Annotated in this window: 11 protein-coding genes and 1 pseudogene; 6 read left to right on the top strand and 6 right to left on the bottom strand. The window is 73.3% G+C overall.

Annotation, left to right across the window (positions count from 1 at the left end; genetic code table 11):
* Together DVR05_RS01975 and DVR05_RS01970 are read right to left on the bottom strand one after the other, a co-directional pair.
* Positions 1–138 (bottom strand): annotated as a pseudogene (locus DVR05_RS01975) (nucleotide sugar dehydrogenase); the annotation flags it as partial.
* A 103-nt stretch (positions 139–241) separates the two neighbouring features.
* Positions 242–1,990: a glycosyltransferase family 4 protein gene (locus DVR05_RS01970; RefSeq protein WP_232831927.1), complete on the bottom strand. Its 1,749-nt coding sequence runs from the start codon at positions 1,988–1,990 to the stop codon at positions 242–244.
* Between the two features lie 254 nt (positions 1,991–2,244).
* Between DVR05_RS01970 and wecB the strand changes: the two genes are divergently transcribed.
* From wecB to DVR05_RS01955, 3 genes are all read left to right on the top strand, one after another.
* Entirely contained in the window at positions 2,245–3,357 is a 1,113-nt protein-coding gene (gene wecB, locus DVR05_RS01965) for a non-hydrolyzing UDP-N-acetylglucosamine 2-epimerase (protein ID WP_116244057.1), read from the top strand.
* A 192-nt stretch (positions 3,358–3,549) separates the two neighbouring features.
* Positions 3,550–5,322, top strand: a complete 1,773-nt coding sequence (locus DVR05_RS01960; RefSeq protein WP_116244056.1) for a hypothetical protein — start codon at positions 3,550–3,552, stop codon at positions 5,320–5,322.
* Positions 5,323–5,380: 58 nt separating this feature from the next.
* Entirely contained in the window at positions 5,381–7,588 is a 2,208-nt protein-coding gene (locus DVR05_RS01955) for a glycosyltransferase (protein ID WP_232831926.1), read from the top strand.
* Between the two features lie 242 nt (positions 7,589–7,830).
* On the opposite strand, the gene DVR05_RS01950 is transcribed toward DVR05_RS01955, so the two are convergent.
* Positions 7,831–9,117, bottom strand: coding sequence for a HAMP domain-containing sensor histidine kinase (locus tag DVR05_RS01950; RefSeq protein WP_116244055.1), 1,287 nt, complete (start codon positions 9,115–9,117; stop codon positions 7,831–7,833).
* A 62-nt stretch (positions 9,118–9,179) separates the two neighbouring features.
* The gene (locus DVR05_RS01945) at positions 9,180–9,848 is read right to left on the bottom strand and encodes a response regulator transcription factor (protein ID WP_017570862.1); all 669 of its coding nucleotides are present in this window, start codon (positions 9,846–9,848) and stop codon (positions 9,180–9,182) included.
* Between the two features lie 369 nt (positions 9,849–10,217).
* On the opposite strand from DVR05_RS01945, the gene DVR05_RS26875 reads away from it, so the two are divergent.
* Entirely contained in the window at positions 10,218–11,105 is an 888-nt protein-coding gene (locus DVR05_RS26875) for a hypothetical protein (RefSeq protein ID WP_198658996.1), read from the top strand.
* Between the two features lie 177 nt (positions 11,106–11,282).
* Complete coding sequence (locus DVR05_RS01930; protein ID WP_116244054.1) at positions 11,283–11,705, top strand: hypothetical protein; 423 nt, start codon at positions 11,283–11,285, stop codon at positions 11,703–11,705.
* Between the two features lie 95 nt (positions 11,706–11,800).
* Here DVR05_RS01930 and DVR05_RS01925 read toward each other — a convergent pair whose 3' ends face one another.
* Positions 11,801–13,942, bottom strand: coding sequence for a bifunctional UDP-sugar hydrolase/5'-nucleotidase (locus DVR05_RS01925; RefSeq protein WP_116244053.1), 2,142 nt, complete (start codon positions 13,940–13,942; stop codon positions 11,801–11,803).
* Positions 13,943–14,196: 254 nt separating this feature from the next.
* Between DVR05_RS01925 and DVR05_RS01920 the strand changes: the two genes are divergently transcribed.
* Positions 14,197–14,760 (top strand): hypothetical protein, encoded by a 564-nt coding sequence (locus DVR05_RS01920; RefSeq protein WP_116244052.1) that lies wholly within the window; start codon positions 14,197–14,199, stop codon positions 14,758–14,760.
* On the opposite strand, the gene DVR05_RS01915 is transcribed toward DVR05_RS01920, so the two are convergent.
* Entirely contained in the window at positions 14,745–15,860 is a 1,116-nt protein-coding gene (locus DVR05_RS01915) for a serine/threonine-protein kinase (protein ID WP_116244051.1), read from the bottom strand. The genes DVR05_RS01920 and DVR05_RS01915 overlap by 16 nt on opposite strands.
* Positions 15,861–16,012 lie beyond the last annotated feature (152 nt).

Here is a 16,012-nt window from a genome sequence, read left to right as displayed (position 1 = left end):
GACCACCCGCAGCCCGGCGGACACGGCCTCGGCCGCCAGCGGCAGGCCCACATAGCCAAGACCCACGATGACGAGGTCACTGGCCCCGCCGGAGGACTGCTCGGGAACGGAGACTGGGTTGGAGGCTGCGGCATCCACGTGGCGGTCACACTCGCATTCGTTGGGTGAACGGGCGCACTGTCTCGGGAACGGCCTGGGAAGGGAAGGCGGGACCCCGAGTGTAGGCAGGTGTCGTCCCCGGTCACGGGATCTGGCCTGGTTCGGACATCTTCCGAATAAGAGCCCGGTACGCCTGGTTGTAGCGGTATGCGGCCTCCGCCCAGGTTCGGTCGGCGCTGATGCGCTTGCGACCGGCGAGGCCGTACGACATCCGTTTTTCCCGACTGTAGGCGAGTTCTGTCAGCACATCGGCGAGCCCCGCTGATTCGCCAGCCGGAATTAACTCACCGGTCACTCCCGGTTCCACGATCTCTCGCAGCGCGGGCAACGCGCTGGCCACGACCGGAAGCCCTCCCGCCATAGCCTCCACGGGTTTGAGCGGCGTCACCACGCGACACACCCGCTCGTCCCGACGCGGCACCACGAACACGTCCAGCGCCGCGTGGTACCGGCGCACGTCACCCGCGGGCACGCGCCCGGGGAAGTGCGCCGCCCCCGCCAGCCCCGCCGCCTCGGCGCGGGCGCGCAGCGCGGGCAGCTCCGGCCCGTCGCCGACCACCAGGGCGTGCACCCCCTCCCCGCGCTGGTGCATCAGGGCCACCGCGTCCAGCAGCACGTCCAGCCCCTCGTAGCCGAAACAGCTGGTCGTCGTGCCGACCACGTACTCGTCCGCGCCGATCCCCAGCGCCTCGCGCACCCCCTCGGGCGGCGGCAGCGGGTCGAGGAAGGACGCGTCCACCGCGTTGGGCACCACCAGCAACCGCTCCCGCGGCACCCCCCGGGCCTCGATGTCCTCCCGCATCGCCTCGCCCAGCGTCACCACCAGGTCGGCGGCCAGCATGCACTCCGTCTCGCTCGCCCGTTCGGCCTGGTAGAAGGCGTCCGACACGTTGCGCGAGGGATCCCGCGAGAGCCAGGACTCCTCCAGGAAGCCGCGCACCTCGTACACCACCGGAAGCCCGTGCCGGCGACCCAGCTCCAGGGCCAACCGCGCGTTGTGGTGGTTGCTCGCCGCGTGCAGCACGTTCGGCCGCAACGCCTCCACCAGCGGTTCCGCCAACCGCAGCCCCGCCGCCAGCTCCGAGGGCGGGTCGGCGGGCGCCGTCCACGGCAGCAGCCGGTGGTAGCCGATCCCGTCCACCCGGACCAGCGTGCGCGGGTCCGCGATCCCCTTGGTGAGCGGGTACCCGGCCCGGGTGACCACGTGCACGTCCATGCCCGCGTCCCGCTGCGCGACGGCGATGCGGTGCGTGCGCTGCGTGTACCCCGCGTTGGTGTGCGGTAGCGCGTTGGTGACCAGATGCAGCACCCGCAGTCCGGCCCCCGGCGCGGCCGGGTCCTCGGCCACACGCCACCGTTCACCGGCGGGGCGTGCCGGTCGCCGAGCGTTCACCGTGTCGTCGGACCGCGTTCGGTGACCACGGGTTAACGTGATCCGGTGATGGTCAGGCGATGTGGACGGGGACGCGGGAACAGCGCGTCCTGTCGCCAGAGCCGTCCGATACTCCGCCGCGTCCCGTCGCGGGCCCTCCGGGAGCTGTCCGATCAGCTCACGTGCGGTGTCCGCGTCGCCCGCGGCCAGGCTGGCGGACACCAGCCGGCCGACGCGGCGGGGGGAGGCGCCCTCCGCGGCGGCGAGCACCGCCGCGCGCGCCTCCCCGCGCAGGCCCCGGTCCCAGAGCGCGTAGGCCCGCGCCAGGCCGCCCCACCGGGTGGCCGCGGCCCGGACAGCGCGCCGCAGCGGACCGGGCGTCAACCGCAGCGCCAGCAGCGGCAACCGCGCGGGATCGGACCGCAGGTGTCGCCAGGCCAACGTGACGGTGAACGTCACCGCCCGCACCCAGCGGGTGCGTGGACGCGGGACGTGGGATTCGGAAGTCTGGGTGTCATGCACGGTCAGTCACACAACCACGCGGACGTGACCAGGTGGTGACACCACGGCGACACGGACGGGACGGCTCGGGCAAGGAATCCGGGCGGCCCGCCCCGGACTCGCACCGGTCACGGCGACCTCCACCAGGTCGGATCCGCCCCACCGACCCTCCCGGTGGGCACACCATCCCAACAGAAGGAAACGTGAGAGACGTGGCATCGAGCGCTCCCCTCGGGAGTCAGGACACCGGGATCGTGCACGTGGTCGGGGCACGACCCAACTTCGTCAAGGCCGCGCCCGTCGTCTCGGCTCTGCGCGGTCGCGGCGCGCACCAGGCGGTCGTCCACACCGGACAGCACTACGACGACCGCATGTCCGCCGTCTTCTTCCGCGACCTGGGCCTGCCCACCCCCGACGTCGACCTCGGCGTGGGCTCGGGTTCGCACGCCACCCAGACCGCCGCGCTCATGGTCGGACTGGAGAAGGAGTTCGCCCGGCGCCGACCCGGCATGGTCGTCGTCTACGGCGACGTCAACTCCACGGTGGCCGCCGCCCTGGTCGCCGCCAAGCTGCACATCCCCGTCGCGCACGTGGAGGCCGGGCTGCGGTCCTTCGACGACACGATGCCCGAGGAGATCAACCGTCGCGTCACCGACCAGCTCAGCGACCTGTGCTTCGCCACGAGCCCCGAGGCGGTCGGCCACCTGGCCGCGGAGGGCGTCCCGCCCAGCCGGGTCCACCTGGTCGGCAACCCCATGATCGACACCCTCCTGAGCAACCTCGACCGCTTCGACGCCGACGCGCTGCGCGCCCGCCTCGACCTGCCCGAGCGCTACGTGGCCGCCACGCTGCACCGGCCCGCCAACGTCGACGACCCCGGCACCGTGGCGCGCCTCGTCGCCCGTCTGCACGAGATCGCCGACACCACCGACGTGGTCATGCCCGTGCACCCGCGCGGCAAGGCCGCCTTCGACGCCGCCGGGCTCGGCGACCACCGGCGCGTCCACCTCCTCGAACCGCTCGGCTACCTCGACTTCGTCGCGCTCACCCGCGGCGCCGCCGCCGTGGTCACCGACTCCGGCGGTGTGCAGGAGGAGACCACCATCCTCGGTGTCCCCTGCCTCACCCTGCGTCCCAACACCGAACGACCGGTCACCATCACCCACGGGACCAACCAGCTCGTCACCGAGGCCGACCTCCGCCAGGCCCTCGGTAAGGTTCTGGACGGGCGCGGCCCGGAACGGCTCGGCGACGACGTCCCGCCGCTGTGGGACGGCCGCTCCGGAGAGCGGATCGCCGTCATCCTCACCCAGTGGACGAGGTGATCACCGTGCCACACTCCCACCGGCCGACCCCCGCCCCGCGCAGACGCCACGCGGGGTCCGCCACCCGCCCGACCACGGGCGTCCACGCCCGGCCCCGCGTACGCCCCCGGCACCGTCCGACCGTTCCAGCAGCCAGGCCCCCGAGGGACGCGGCACAGACGCCGATCCGATCAGAACACGAGGTGGCAGACCGTGAAACGGCGTGAACAGAGCCAGACCGAGCAGCTCAAGCAGGCGCTGGCCGAACGCGAGGCCCAGCTCCAGGAGGCGCGCGCACGCCTGGCCGCCGTGGAGGGGTCGACCTCCCTCCAGGTCGGCCGTGCGCTCACCGCCGCCGCCAAGAAGCCCGGCCGCTCCCTGGTCCGCCTCCCGCGCGACCTCTACCGCCTCTGGCGGCGCAGCGGCCAGACCAACCACAGCCAGCGGCGCCGCCCCGCCCACGAACCGGTCCGCTCCTTCGAGGCCGAACGCCAGGAGGCCCGGCTCCTCACCGGCGTCGTGGGCGGTCGCGAGGACCGGCTCATCGCCGCGACCGTCGTCGGCCCGGCCATCCAGTCCGCGATCGACCCCTACGTGCGCACGGTGCCGCTGCGCCCCCACGACGCGCAGATCGTCATGGACGGCGTGGACGTCGACCTCGTCCTGGTGTCCGCCTCGGCCGCCGCCCCGGGCTCGCCCTGGGCCCACGTGGGCGACCCCGCGGCCGCCGACCGCACCCGCGCCCTGCACTGGGTCCTGGAGTCGGCCGCCGCCCGCGGCATCCCCGCCGTCCTGCTCGACGACGCGCCCGCACCGCCCGCCCTGCGCGGGCTCAGCTTCGACCGCGTCCACACGGGCGACGCCGGGGTCCCCCTCCACCTGTTCAACCCGGTCGCCGCCGACCTCGCGCCCGGCCCCGCGGCGGTCTACGTCCGTGCCGCGCGCGACGAACCCGTCCCCGACGTCCTGGCCGACCTCGGCGTGCGCGTCGTCGACGCCGACGACGCCGACCTGCCCGACGCCCTGCGCGCGGCCAACGTCGCCGTGGTCCCCGAGACCTCGCCCGACACCGACGGTCTCCGCCGACGGGCCTGGGCCTGCGGCGCCCGCGTGGTCACCCACTCCCCGGTGCCCCGCCCCACGGGCGAGGACCTGGCGGTGTCCGTGCCGCGCCTGCGCGCCGAGCAGCCCACCGGCTCCGAACAGCGCGAACTCCTGCGCCGGGTGTTCCTCGACGAGGCCACCCCGGTCCGCCTGTCCGCGGTCCTGGAGGGGCTCGACTTCGCCTCCGGCACCTCCGGAGCCGACCTGCCGCTGCGCGGTCGCGCCGTGGCGGTCCTCGCCGATCCGGCGGGGGAGGCCGACGCCGACCAGCTCGCCACCGACCTGCTCACCGCCCGGCTCCGCCCCGCCGAGGTCGTCGTCCCCGGAACGGCCGCCAAGCTGGCCGGTGTCAGGCGGCTGCGGTCGGAGGGCGTGACCGTGCGCACCGTCCGCGTCAGCGCGCCCGACACCCCGGAGGAACTCACCCGGGAGGCCGATCCGGCCCCGGGCGACACGCACGGCGGACTCTCCCCCCAGCGCTGGGCCGCCCTGGCCGAACGCGCCGCCTCCCCCTGGGCGCACCCGTGGACCGGACCGCTCGGCGACCACCGGCTCGTCGACCTGGTGTGCGCCGCCGAGTGCTCCGGCGCCGACGCGGTCGGGACCGCGGACACCGGTCCGGCCACCGACGACCCGTTCACCGGGGCGGGGGAGCGCGGGTTCTTCGACCGCCCGGACACCGGCGGCCAGCAGTACGTGTTCGTCAGCGCCATCGTCCCGGAACTGGCCCGGACCGAACTCCTCCGCCGCGGCTGGCGGCCCAGGGAGTGGAACCGCCGCGGCAGCCGCCTCCTCGCCCTGGGCCCGGACCACGGCTCCGGCCCCGCCCCCGGCGGGGGCGGGTCCTCCCACTCCGCCGCCCAGACCGGCGCCGTCGGTTGACCCCCGACCGCGCCGACCGCCCCGCACGGGCAACCCGAAAGCATCCGAAGGGAAGAACGTGAGTACACCTCCTCCGCGCGCACTCCTGTACGGGGACGTGGACCTCAACATCATCGACGGTTCCGCGATCTGGGCGCAGTCGATGGCGCAGGCCCTGGCCGCCGCCGGATGCGAGGTCACCCTCCTGCTCAAGTCGCCCGTGCGCACCGACCGGTTGACCGCGCCCCTGACGGAGGTGCCCGGCGTCCGGCTGCTGCGGCCCTACGAGGACGGGCTCCTGCCCGACCTCGGCCCCAAGGGGCTCACCCCCGAACAGGCCGTCACCCTGATGACCAGGCAGGACGAGCGCAGGCGGTTCGACCTCGTGGTGGTGCGGGGCAGGCGCCTGGCGGGGCTGGCCGCCCAGGAGGAGTCCCTGTCCGGGCGGCTGTGGACCTACCTCACCGACTTCCCGCACGGCGTCGCGGAGTTCACCGCCACCGCCACCGCCGAACTCACCGAGATCGCGCTGGCCTCCCGGTTCCTGCTCTGTCAGACCGAGGAGCTGCGGGCCTTCCTGGAGTCGTCGGTACCCGCCGCCTGCGGGCGCTCGGTCCTGTTCCCGCCGGTGGTCGTGGTCCCCGACGACGTCCGCGCCGAGGGGGAGGTGCACGCCCGCGCCCGCCTCGCCTACACGGGCAAGTTCGCGCCCAGGTGGAACACCCTGGAGATGACCGAGCTCCCGGCCGAGCTGGCCCGGCTCGGCGTGGACGCCGAGGTGGTGATGATCGGCGACAAGATCCACTCCGACCCGCCGGACTGGGCCAAACGCATGCGCAGGGGGCTGGAGGACACCGAGGGCGTGGACTGGCGCGGCGGCATGTCGCGCGCCGACGCGCTCCGCCAGGCCGCCGAGTGCGACTTCGGGCTCTCCTGGCGCGACCCGTCCATGGACGCCAGCCTCGAACTGTCCACCAAGGTCCTCGAACTGGGCGCGCTCGGCCTGCCGGTGGTCCTCAACCGCACCCCGATGCACGAGACCATGCTGGGCGGGGACTATCCGCTCTTCGCCGGTACCGGGGTCGACTCGGTCGCCGCCGTCGTCGCCCGGGCGTACGCCGACCGCGCCGTCTACGCGGACGCGGCCGAGCGTTGCCGCCGGGCCGCGGCCGACCACACGCTGGAGCGCGCCGCCGAGCGGCTGCGCCGCTGCCTGACCGAGGCGCTCCCGCCGGCCCCCGCCGGGGCCGACCCGGAGCGTCCGCTCAAGGTGGTCGTGGCCGGGCACGACCTGAAGTTCTTCACCCGTCTGGCCGACTACCTCGACTCCCTGCCCGGGCTCGACGTGCGGATCGACCAGTGGGAGGGGCTGAGCACGCACGACCAGTACCGCTCCCGCGAACTGGCCGGGTGGGCGGACGTGGTGATCTGTGAGTGGTGCGGCCCCAACGCGCTGTTCTACGCCAAGTGGAAACGCCCCGACCAGCGGCTGGTCGTGCGCCTGCACCGGTTCGAGCTCTACGCCGAGTGGCCGCGCAGACTCGACGTCGACAAGGTGGACGCCGTGGTGTGCGTCAGCCCCCACTACGCCGACCTGACCCGTGAGATCACCGGATGGCCCGCCGACAAGGTGGTCGTGCTGCCCAACTGGGTGGACGACGAACAGCTGCGGCGGCCCAAGCTCGCGGGCGCGGAGTACTCCCTGGGCATGATCGGGATCGCGCCCTCGCGCAAGCGCCTGGACCGCGGGCTGGACGTGCTCGCGGAACTGCGGCGGATGGACCCCCGGTACACGCTGTCGATCAAGACCAAGCAGCCGTGGGACTACTGGTGGATCTGGAACCGACCCGAGGAACGCGCCTACTTCGAGGGCGTCTACCGGCGGATCCAGCGCGACGATCGCCTCGCGTCGGCCGTGGTCTTCGACCCGTTCGGTCCGGACGTGGCCACCTGGCTGCGGCGGGTGGGCATCACGCTCTCCACCAGTGACGACGAGTCGTTCCACCTGGCGCCCGCCGAGTGCGCCGCCTCGGGCGGGGTCCCCGCGCTGCTGCCCTGGCCGGGCGCGGACACCATCTACGACCCGCACTGGATCCACGCGGACGCGGTGGAGATGGCCGAGGCCATCCACACGGTGGTGTCCGAGGGGCGCTTCGAGGAGGAGGCCGAGCGGGCCCGCACGGAGGTGACCGGGGCCTACGGACTGGCGCGGGTGCGTTCGCTGTGGACCGACCTGGTGGTGCGCGGGAAGGTGCCCCGGACGGCGTCGACCCCGACGGTGGCGTAGCCGTGTCCTTTTGGGTCAAAGTGGGGCGGTCACCCCAGGGTGCCGCCGTTCGAGCGTCGGCAGGGTGCTCATGGATAGGGCCGCGCCGTAGGCGTCCGTTGAGGGTGGTGGAGGGAGACGGGCGGGCGAGGCGAGCCGCGTAGCGAGGAACGAGCGATAGGCGCCGCCGAGGATGAAGCATCCCTGCCTCTCGGGCGCGCGAACACGGTCCGAAGCGAAGCGGAGGACCACAGCAGACACGGTCAGACCGGGCCGGTCATCTTCGACAGACCGCCCGCCCCCGCGGGCAGGAACAGCGCGAAGGTGGTCGGCCGGGTCTGCACCAGCTCGATCCGGGCCCCCTCCGACTCGGCGATGTGCCGGGCCAGGGCCAGCCCCAGACCGGTGCCGCCGTCCCCGCTGACCTCGCGGTCGAAGATCCGTCCCGACAGGTGCTCGGGGACGCCGTCGCCCTCGTCGCTGACCTCGACGCGTACGGACTGGCCGGTGTCCAGACGGCGGATGGTCACCGTGCCCGCTCCGTGCTTGTAGGCGTTCTCGACCAGGGTGGCGAGGATCTGCGCGAGGTCGCTCGGCACGGTCATGGCGGTCAGCCCCGGATCGCCCGCGACGACCAGGTCGCGCTTCTCCTGTTGGAAGACCGGGGCCCACTCGGCCTGGAGGTGGTTGAGCACCGGGTCGAGTTCCACCGGTTCCACCTCGGGGTTCTGGCTCTTGCGCGCCCGCCCCAGCAGGCTCTCGACGGTCTCGACGAGGCGCTCGGTCTGGGCGAGGGCGGCCTCGCCCTCCTCCCGGACCGTCTCGGGGTCGTCGGCCACGGCGACGATCTCCTCCAGGCGCATGGTCAGCGCGGTGAGCGGGGTGCGCAGCTGGTGGGAGGCGTCGGTGGCGAAGTGGCGTTCGGTGGCGATGAGACCGGCGATGCGTTCGGCGCTGCGGTCGAGCACCTCGGCCACCCGGTCCGCCTCGGGGATGCCGTAGCGGTGGCCCCAGGGGGTGGCCACGCCCGAACCCAGGCGCTCCGCGGTGGCGGCCAGGTCGGCCAGGGGGAGGGTGAGCCTGCGGGCCTGGAACATCGACAGGCCGACGGCCACACCGATGGCGAGGAGGGACAGCGAGCCGATGCCGAGCCAGGCGCGGACCACGCTGCGCTGGACGTTGTCCGCGTTCGCCCACACCTGGACGTGCGTGCCGCGACCGGTGGTGTCCGTGGCCCGGAGCAGGCTCGGCGCGTCGGGCGTGGCGGGGTTCAGACCGGGGTCCCCCGCCGTGGCCGAGGTGGTCCCCCCGGGAGGCGTGATGCGTATGAACCGGTCGGGATGCTCGGAGCTCAGTTCGGCGAGGTCGAGTTCGCCTTGGAGTTCGAGCATGTTGTCGCTCTCCGCGCCGATGAGTTCCGCCTCGCTCCGGAGCTGGCGGCTGGCCTCGTCGTGCACCATCTTGTACGTGAGCGCCCCCAGAGGCAGGCCGAGCAGCATGACGGCGATGACGGTCACCACGAGGGTGGAGAAAACCATCCGCCTGCGCATGTCACCTCATCCGTGCGATCCCGGGCGGCCGATCGCGGTCAGCGCGTCGGCGCGCGGTCGGGTCAGTCCCGTTCGAAGCGGAAGCCCACGCCCCGCACGGTGGTGATGTAGGACGGCTGGTTGGCGTCGTCGCCGAGCTTGCGGCGCAGCCAGGAGATGTGCATGTCCAGGGTCTTGGTCGACCCCCACCAGTTGGTGTCCCACACCTCGCGCATGATCTGCTCGCGGGTCACCACCTTGCCCGCGTCGCGGACCAGGACGCGCAGGAGGTCGAACTCCTTCGTGGTCAGCTGGAGCTCGCGTTCACCGAGCCAGGCGCGACGGGAGTCGTTGTCGATGCGGACTCCGTGGACGACCGGTACCTCGGCCCCGCCGCGCCGCAGGAGGGCCCGGACCCGGGCGAGGAGTTCGGCCAGGCGGAACGGTTTGGTGACGTAGTCGTCCGCTCCCGCGTCGAGTCCGACCACGGTGTCGACCTCGTCCGCGCGGGCGGTGAGGATGAGGATGGGCGTGCCGTGACCCTCGGCGCGCAGCCGACGTGCCACCTCGAGGCCGTCCATTTCTGGCAGCCCGAGGTCCAGGACCATCAGGTCGATGTCTCCCGCACGGGCACGGTCGAGTGTCTCAATGCCGTTGACGGTCACGTCCACCGTGTAGCCTTCGCGGCGGAGCGCGCGCGCGAGGGGCTCGGAGATCGAGACATCGTCTTCGGCCAGCAAAACGCAGGTCATGGTCCCGATCGTAGGTCTGGGGTCGCGCATTTCCCTATTATGCGCGCCGGATGGCCCAAGGTTGGCCGAAAATACGCTATTCCCATACCGGGCAAACCGTTCATTCATCTATATTGTGCATTTTCTTTGCTTTTTCTTGGTGATACTGGGATGCTGGTTGCCGCGTGCGCGCGGAAGCCCCCTCGCACCGTGTGCGTTTCCGGGGCGACCCTGGGCGACCCCCGTCGTGGGCAGGTGGGACACTGCATCACGCGACGGGACACGGGGGCGGCCCCGGTGGACGTCGACGCGGAGTCGGGTCCGCGCTCGGTCGTCGGCCCCCTCCGAGCGCGACCATCCCCAGTTCCCCAGACATCGAGGAGCCCCTTCGTGAACGATCACACCCCCGACCCCGGGGGCGGCTTCGGTCCTCCGCCCCAGGGGCCGCAGAACCCCCAGGGGGGACAGGGGCCGCAGCAGCCCCACTACCCCCAGGAGTTCCTGGACCCGCGGGCGCAGCAGCCCCAGCAGCCCCAGTACTGGCAGAACCAGCAGGGGCCCCAGCCTCCCCAGGGCAATCAGGGACCCCAGCCTCCCCAGGGCAATCAGGGACCCCAGCCGCCGCAGGGCCCGCCCCACGGCCCACCGCCCCAGGGGCCGGCCGGGCCCACCCCGCCCCCTCCGCCGGGACGCGGGCGCTACGGCACCGGCGTGCTGGCCGTACTGGCGGTCATCGCGGTCCTCGCGGGAGCCTCCTTCCTCGGCGGCGGCCTCCTCCTCGGCCGGACGCTGGTGGGCGGCCTCGCCGCCGACCCGTCGCCCGAACCCACCGAGTCCCCCTCCCCGTCGGAGGAGCCGACCGAGGAGCCCACCGAGGAGGAGTCCGAGCCGACCGAGGAGCCGGAGCCCACAGAGGAGCAGTTCGAGCCCGAGGAGCTGCTCACCTCCACCGAACTGCTCGACGAGCTGTCGGCCGACTTCGACATCACCGACCGGTTCGACGCCACCGGCGACATCTGCGAGTCCGACGAGAGCGAGGGCGCGCTCTTCCCGTGCACCTCCGCCGTCGACACCAACCTGGTGCGAGTCGTCGCCTTTGAGAACGTCGGCGCCGCCGCCTTCATGGAGGGGTTCCTGGGCGCGGACGAGGAGGGCGACTCCGTGGACGTGCAGAGCGCCTGCCACTTCGTGCTCATCTGGTTCGAGGAGAACGGCCTGGACCAGGGCGAGCGCGACGACATGGCCGCCGCGGCCGAGGAGATCGTCGGCTGCTTCTGATCCGCGTGCCGGGCGCCCTCCCGTCCGGGGCGCCACCTCGTGTCGTTACGCGCGTTAGAGATCACTCTGGGTGACAATGGCCTTGTTGGTGCGGTCCGCCGGGCTTGCGTGTCCGGGCACCGCTCCACCGAGCACATCCACCCCCGCCCCGTGCCCGGGGCGGGACGAGGAGCGGCGATGGCCAGCAGACGATTCCTGACAGCGACGACGGCGGCCCTGGGGCTCGCGGCGCCCCTGGCGCTGGCGGCCCCGGCCGCCACGGCGGAGAGCGGAGCCGCGCGGACGCCCGTCTCGGCGCCGTCGGCCACGGGGGCCAGGACGGAGTCCGCCTCCCCGCGGCTGTACTACACGACCTGGCGGGACGCCAGTACCTACTGGTCCGCGGACACCCGCTACGCGACGGGCGGGTGGCTGTGGCCGGGGCGGCACTACGTCTTCTGCCAGGCCAAGGGGCAGCCGCACACCGACGGCCAGGGCAACGACACCATGTGGTGGGTGCTCACCGACGACGACACCGGCAACAGGGACGTGTTCGTCAGCGCGACCGCCTTCGACGCGGCCGAGCCGTGGCAGCCCATCGAGGGCCTGCCGCGTTGCTGACGTCCCGGCCACCGGTCGGCGGCGCGCCCGCTCCGGAACGGCGGTCGGGACGGCGCCGCCCCTCCGCCCGCGGGCGGAGGGGCGGCGCAGCCGGGTCAGCCTCCCTCGACCTCGAAGGTCGCCGGTCCGGCCAGGACCCTTCCGTCGCCGTCGAGCAGGTATGCGGTGAACGTACCGGCCCCCAGCGGGTGCGTGCTCACGGGGACGTGGCCCCACTCGCGGCGGGCCCTGCGCGTGGTCAGCGGCTCCTCCGCGCCGGGGGAGACACCCTCGGCGAACACCGCCACGTGGTTGTCGCGGCCCGGTGAGTCGGTGGAGTAGCGGAAGATCGCCGCCGAGGGCGCCCGGACCGGAGCGCGGCGCAGCTCCAGCGTTCCGGTCACCGGGTCGGTGGCCTCGTCGCCGACCACGATCCGGCCCGAACCGCCCTCGGGGTAGCGTTCGGCGGTCACCCGGCCCGCCAGGGTCCCTGTCAGGTACTGCTCCAGGGCGCCCTGGTAGGTCGCGCCCACGACGGTGAAGTCGGCGCCGCGGAACGGGTACATGTCGCCGCCGCGCGCGGAGAAGTCGATCGTGGCGACCGTGATCGGGTCGCCCTCGACGACCTCGCCGTCCGCCACGACGACCGTGCCGTCGTGCAGGATCACCTCGCGGATCCGTTCACCGGGCGTGACCACCCGGCCGTCCGCGTCGACCTCCTGGGCGGCGCGCTCCGGGTCGTAGGCGAAGTTCACCCCGCCGACCTGCATGAAACCGCCGTTGGCCGCCGGGGCGGCGTGCACACCGTGTTCGAGCAGCTCCTTGATCTGCGCACGCGGGATGTCCGGCACCACCACGACCTGGTTGGCGAACGGCGCGATCCCGTAGGTGTCCAGCGCGGTCAGCGGACCCGCCGGGATGACCGACGAGTTGCGGATACCGCCGCCGTTCTGGATGCCGATCTGCGGTTCCGGGACGCCGTACTCCGCCGCGTTGCGCCGCCCGGTGTCCAGCAGGGCGTCGGCCATCAGGTTTCCGAGGTTGGTCTCCTGGGTGCGCACCCCCGGGTCGCGGGTGCCGTCCAGGGCGACCTCGCTCTCGGCGACCACGGTCTCGTCCAGGGCCGCCACGTGGGCGGAGACCGGTTCGGTCACCTGGCCGTGGACCCCGGCGTGCGGCTCGACGGCGTCGTCGCCGGTACCCGAGACCCGGACGGTGCCCGAGCGGTCGGAGACGGAGGACACCCGGCCGTCGGCGTCGAAGTTGACCACCAGGCGGCCGACGTACTTGTAGTCGCCGCCGGTGGTGACGATCGGCAGGTCGGCGCCCTCGGCGTCGCTCGCCCACAGCGGGTAGGAGAGGGGCTCGCCGGTGGACGGGTGCGCGGTCACCTCGTCACCGGGGACCAGCGGGGTGTCCGCGTCCGCCATGACCTCGTGGCCGCCGCCGGAGACGATCGCGTCGACGTCGGTCAGTCGCCCGGCCACGCTCTGCTCGTAGCCGATGTTCTGCAGGTGGGAGATCATGATGATCTTGTCGACGCCGTCGGCGGTGAGCCGGTCGACCTCGTCCTGGACCGGCCCGACCACGTCGTGCAGGACCATGTCGCGGGGGCTGCTGATGCTGTGCAGCTCCGGGTAGAGGGCGCCGACGACGCCCACGCGCTCGCCCGCGACGTCGACCACCGCGCTGGGCGCGATGCGGCCCGCGTCGGCCAGAGCGGCCAGGCGGGGCTCGCCCGACACGTCCACGTTGGCCGCGACGACGGTGGTGTCGCCGGTCAGCTCTTCGAGGAAGTCGGCGTACACGTCCGGGCCGAAGTCGAACTCGTGGTTGCCCATCGACACCGCGTCGTAGCCCACGTGGTTGGTGGCGATCGCGTCGTAGAACGGCGCCCCCTCCTCCATCGAGGCGGAGAACTCCGGACCGGGCAGGTAGAGGTCGCCGGAGTTGACCGACAGCACCCCCCGCTCGGCGGCCTCGTCGGCGCCCGCGCCGACGCCCGCGTTCTCCGCGTCGCGTAGCCGTTGGAAGAGGGTGGTGTAGCGGGCGGCGCCGCCGAAGTCGGGCTGTGCGGAGGCGTGCAGCAGCGCGGACTCGGGGTCGTTCCCGTGCAGGACCGTCAGGGTGAAGTCGGCTCCGGCCTGGGTGCCGGGGGTCTCGCGGGGCGCGGTGTCCGCCGCGGAGACGGATACGGACGAGGCGACCAGGCCGCCCGCCAGTACCAGCGCGCCGGACGCGCGCACGAGTCTGGTCATGCTCCGTGACTCCAGTTTCTCGGGGGATCGGGGACGGCGGGGGCCGCCCCTGAGGGGGTGGAAGGCATCACCTTAGAGGACAAAAGGCTCCCTGGCACGGGGTCGGGGGTGACGACGCGGAGAACCCGCGGTGCCGGGACGGGTGCGCCGCCGGGTGAGCGCCCGTCCCGCGACTCGGGTGCGCGTACCACCGCGTCGGGGGCTGTCACGCCTTAGCATTGGTGCACACGCCCATCAACCCCTCGGAGGACCCCGTGCATCCTTCTGGCCAGGACCCCCACGACTCCGACGGGGTGCGTGGCGCGGGCGGTGTCCCGCCGCAGCGCGGGCTGTTCGGTTTCGGGGCGCACCTGGACGCCCTGCACCCGAACGCCCCCACACCCCGGAAGGTCGCGGTGGTCCGGGCGCTGATGTTCGTCGGCGGCGCCTGCGGCCTCGGCCTGTCGGCGCTGTTCCTCATGGCGTTGAGCATTCCGCCGGAGACGATGGACGAGGCCCTCCGGGAACAGGCCGACCTGGCCGCCGAGCAGGGCGTCGAGATGGCGGTCAGCATCGACGTGATGCGCTCGCTCATGGCCGTGCTGGCGCTGGTCACCGGCGTGTACGGGGTCCTGTCCACGCTGCTGGCGGCCCGGATCCGGCGCAGGACGGTCGGGGTGTTCTGGGGCGTGGTGGCCTTCCAGGCCGCCGCGGGGGCGCTCCTGGCGTGGAGCGTGAGCGGCGGCGCGTGGCAGTACCTCGTGCCGCTGGGTTTCACCGCCACGATGGTGGCGTTCATGTTCTCCCGGGAGGGGCGCGCCTACTACGGGCTGCTCTGAGACCCGGTGTCCGACCCCTCGGCGTCCCTCCCCCGTCCGAAGAGGCGCGGCCCCTCGCGCGGGGGCAGCGGGGGGCGGACCGCGACCTGGGTCCACTGGCGTTCGAGGAGGGCCCGCACCGCGCCCGGTCCCGCCGGTCCCGGTCCCCCGGCGTCCTCGGGCGGGCGCACGCCGCCCTCCTCGTTCTCCAGGGCCAGACACTCCCGCAGCAGTTCCGCCGCGTCGGGACGGTCGTCGGGGTCCTTGGCCATCGCCGCCGTCACCAGCCGTTCCAACCCGGGCGGCAGGTGGTCGAGGTCGGGTTCCTCGAACATCACCCGGCGCGCCATCTCCTTGGGGTGCGCGTGCCCGAACGGGTCGTGTCCGACGGCGGCGAACCCGACCGTCGCCCCCCACAGGAACACGTCCGCCCTCTGGGTCGTGGGCTGGGCGCCGTACTGTTCCGGGCTCATCCACCCCGGAGTGCCGAGCCGGTCCCGCTGCCGGGCGGTCCGCTCGTCGGCCAGCCCCTCCGGGGACGGGAGCCGCAGGTCGCGGTAGGCGCGGCGCATCCGGCGGAGCCTGATCCACTTGGTCGGGTCGGGATCCTCCACCGGGTGGGCGATCCCGAAGTCGAGCAGCTTGGGGCCGCGGTCCGACAGGACGACGTTGCTCGGTTTGAGGTCGCGGTGCACCACGCCGGCGTCGTGGATCGCCCTGAGGGCCTCCGCCGTCCCGACCGCCAGACCGAGCAGCATGCCGCGGCGCAGCCGGCCGAAGCGCTCCACGTGGCGGCGGAGGGTGGGGCCGGGGACGTACTCGGTGATCATCCACGGCAGGTCGGCCTCGACGTCGGCGCGCACGAACCGGGCCACCGACGGGCTGTTCACCCTGGCCAGGAGCCGTGCCTCGTGGGCGAAACGGGTCCGGAACCGGGGGTCGGCCGCCTGCTCGGGGTGGACGACCTTGACCGCCAGGTAGCCGTGGACCCCGGGGGAGTCGGCGGCGTAGACCGTGCCCATCCCGCCGGAGCCGATCCTGCCCCTGATCCGGTGCCCGCCGACCGTGCGCGGGTCTCCGGGTTCGAGGGGTGCGAGTCTGCGGATACCGCGCGCCTTCATGGGTCTTCCGTTCCGTGGGGGACGCGTGTGCCGGGATCCTATCCCCCGTGTGTCGCGGCGTCGGGTCACGCGTGTGGCCGGCGCCGGTCCGGGCGGCCCCGGGGCGCCCGGGATCCGGTACAACCCCGGACACGGTTCGCGCGTCGAATCCG

It is taken from the genome of Nocardiopsis sp. FIRDI 009, from assembly GCF_003386285.1.
Lineage (GTDB): Bacteria > Actinomycetota > Actinomycetes > Streptosporangiales > Streptosporangiaceae > Nocardiopsis.
Note: the sequence above shows the minus strand (reverse complement) of the source record. Positions and strands in the feature narration are given on the sequence as shown.

What these genes read in the sequence shown, in the direction of transcription:
- DVR05_RS01925 (WP_116244053.1), bottom strand. Translation starts at nt 13,942, where the DNA reads ATGACCAGACTCGTGCGCGCGTCCGGCGCGCTGGTACTGGCGGGCGGC.
- DVR05_RS01950 (WP_116244055.1), bottom strand. Translation starts at nt 9,117, where the DNA reads ATGCGCAGGCGGATGGTTTTCTCCACCCTCGTGGTGACCGTCATCGCC.
- DVR05_RS01930 (WP_116244054.1), top strand. Translation starts at nt 11,283, where the DNA reads ATGGCCAGCAGACGATTCCTGACAGCGACGACGGCGGCCCTGGGGCTC.
- DVR05_RS01915 (WP_116244051.1), bottom strand. Translation starts at nt 15,860, where the DNA reads ATGAAGGCGCGCGGTATCCGCAGACTCGCACCCCTCGAACCCGGAGAC.
- DVR05_RS01945 (WP_017570862.1), bottom strand. Translation starts at nt 9,848, where the DNA reads ATGACCTGCGTTTTGCTGGCCGAAGACGATGTCTCGATCTCCGAGCCC.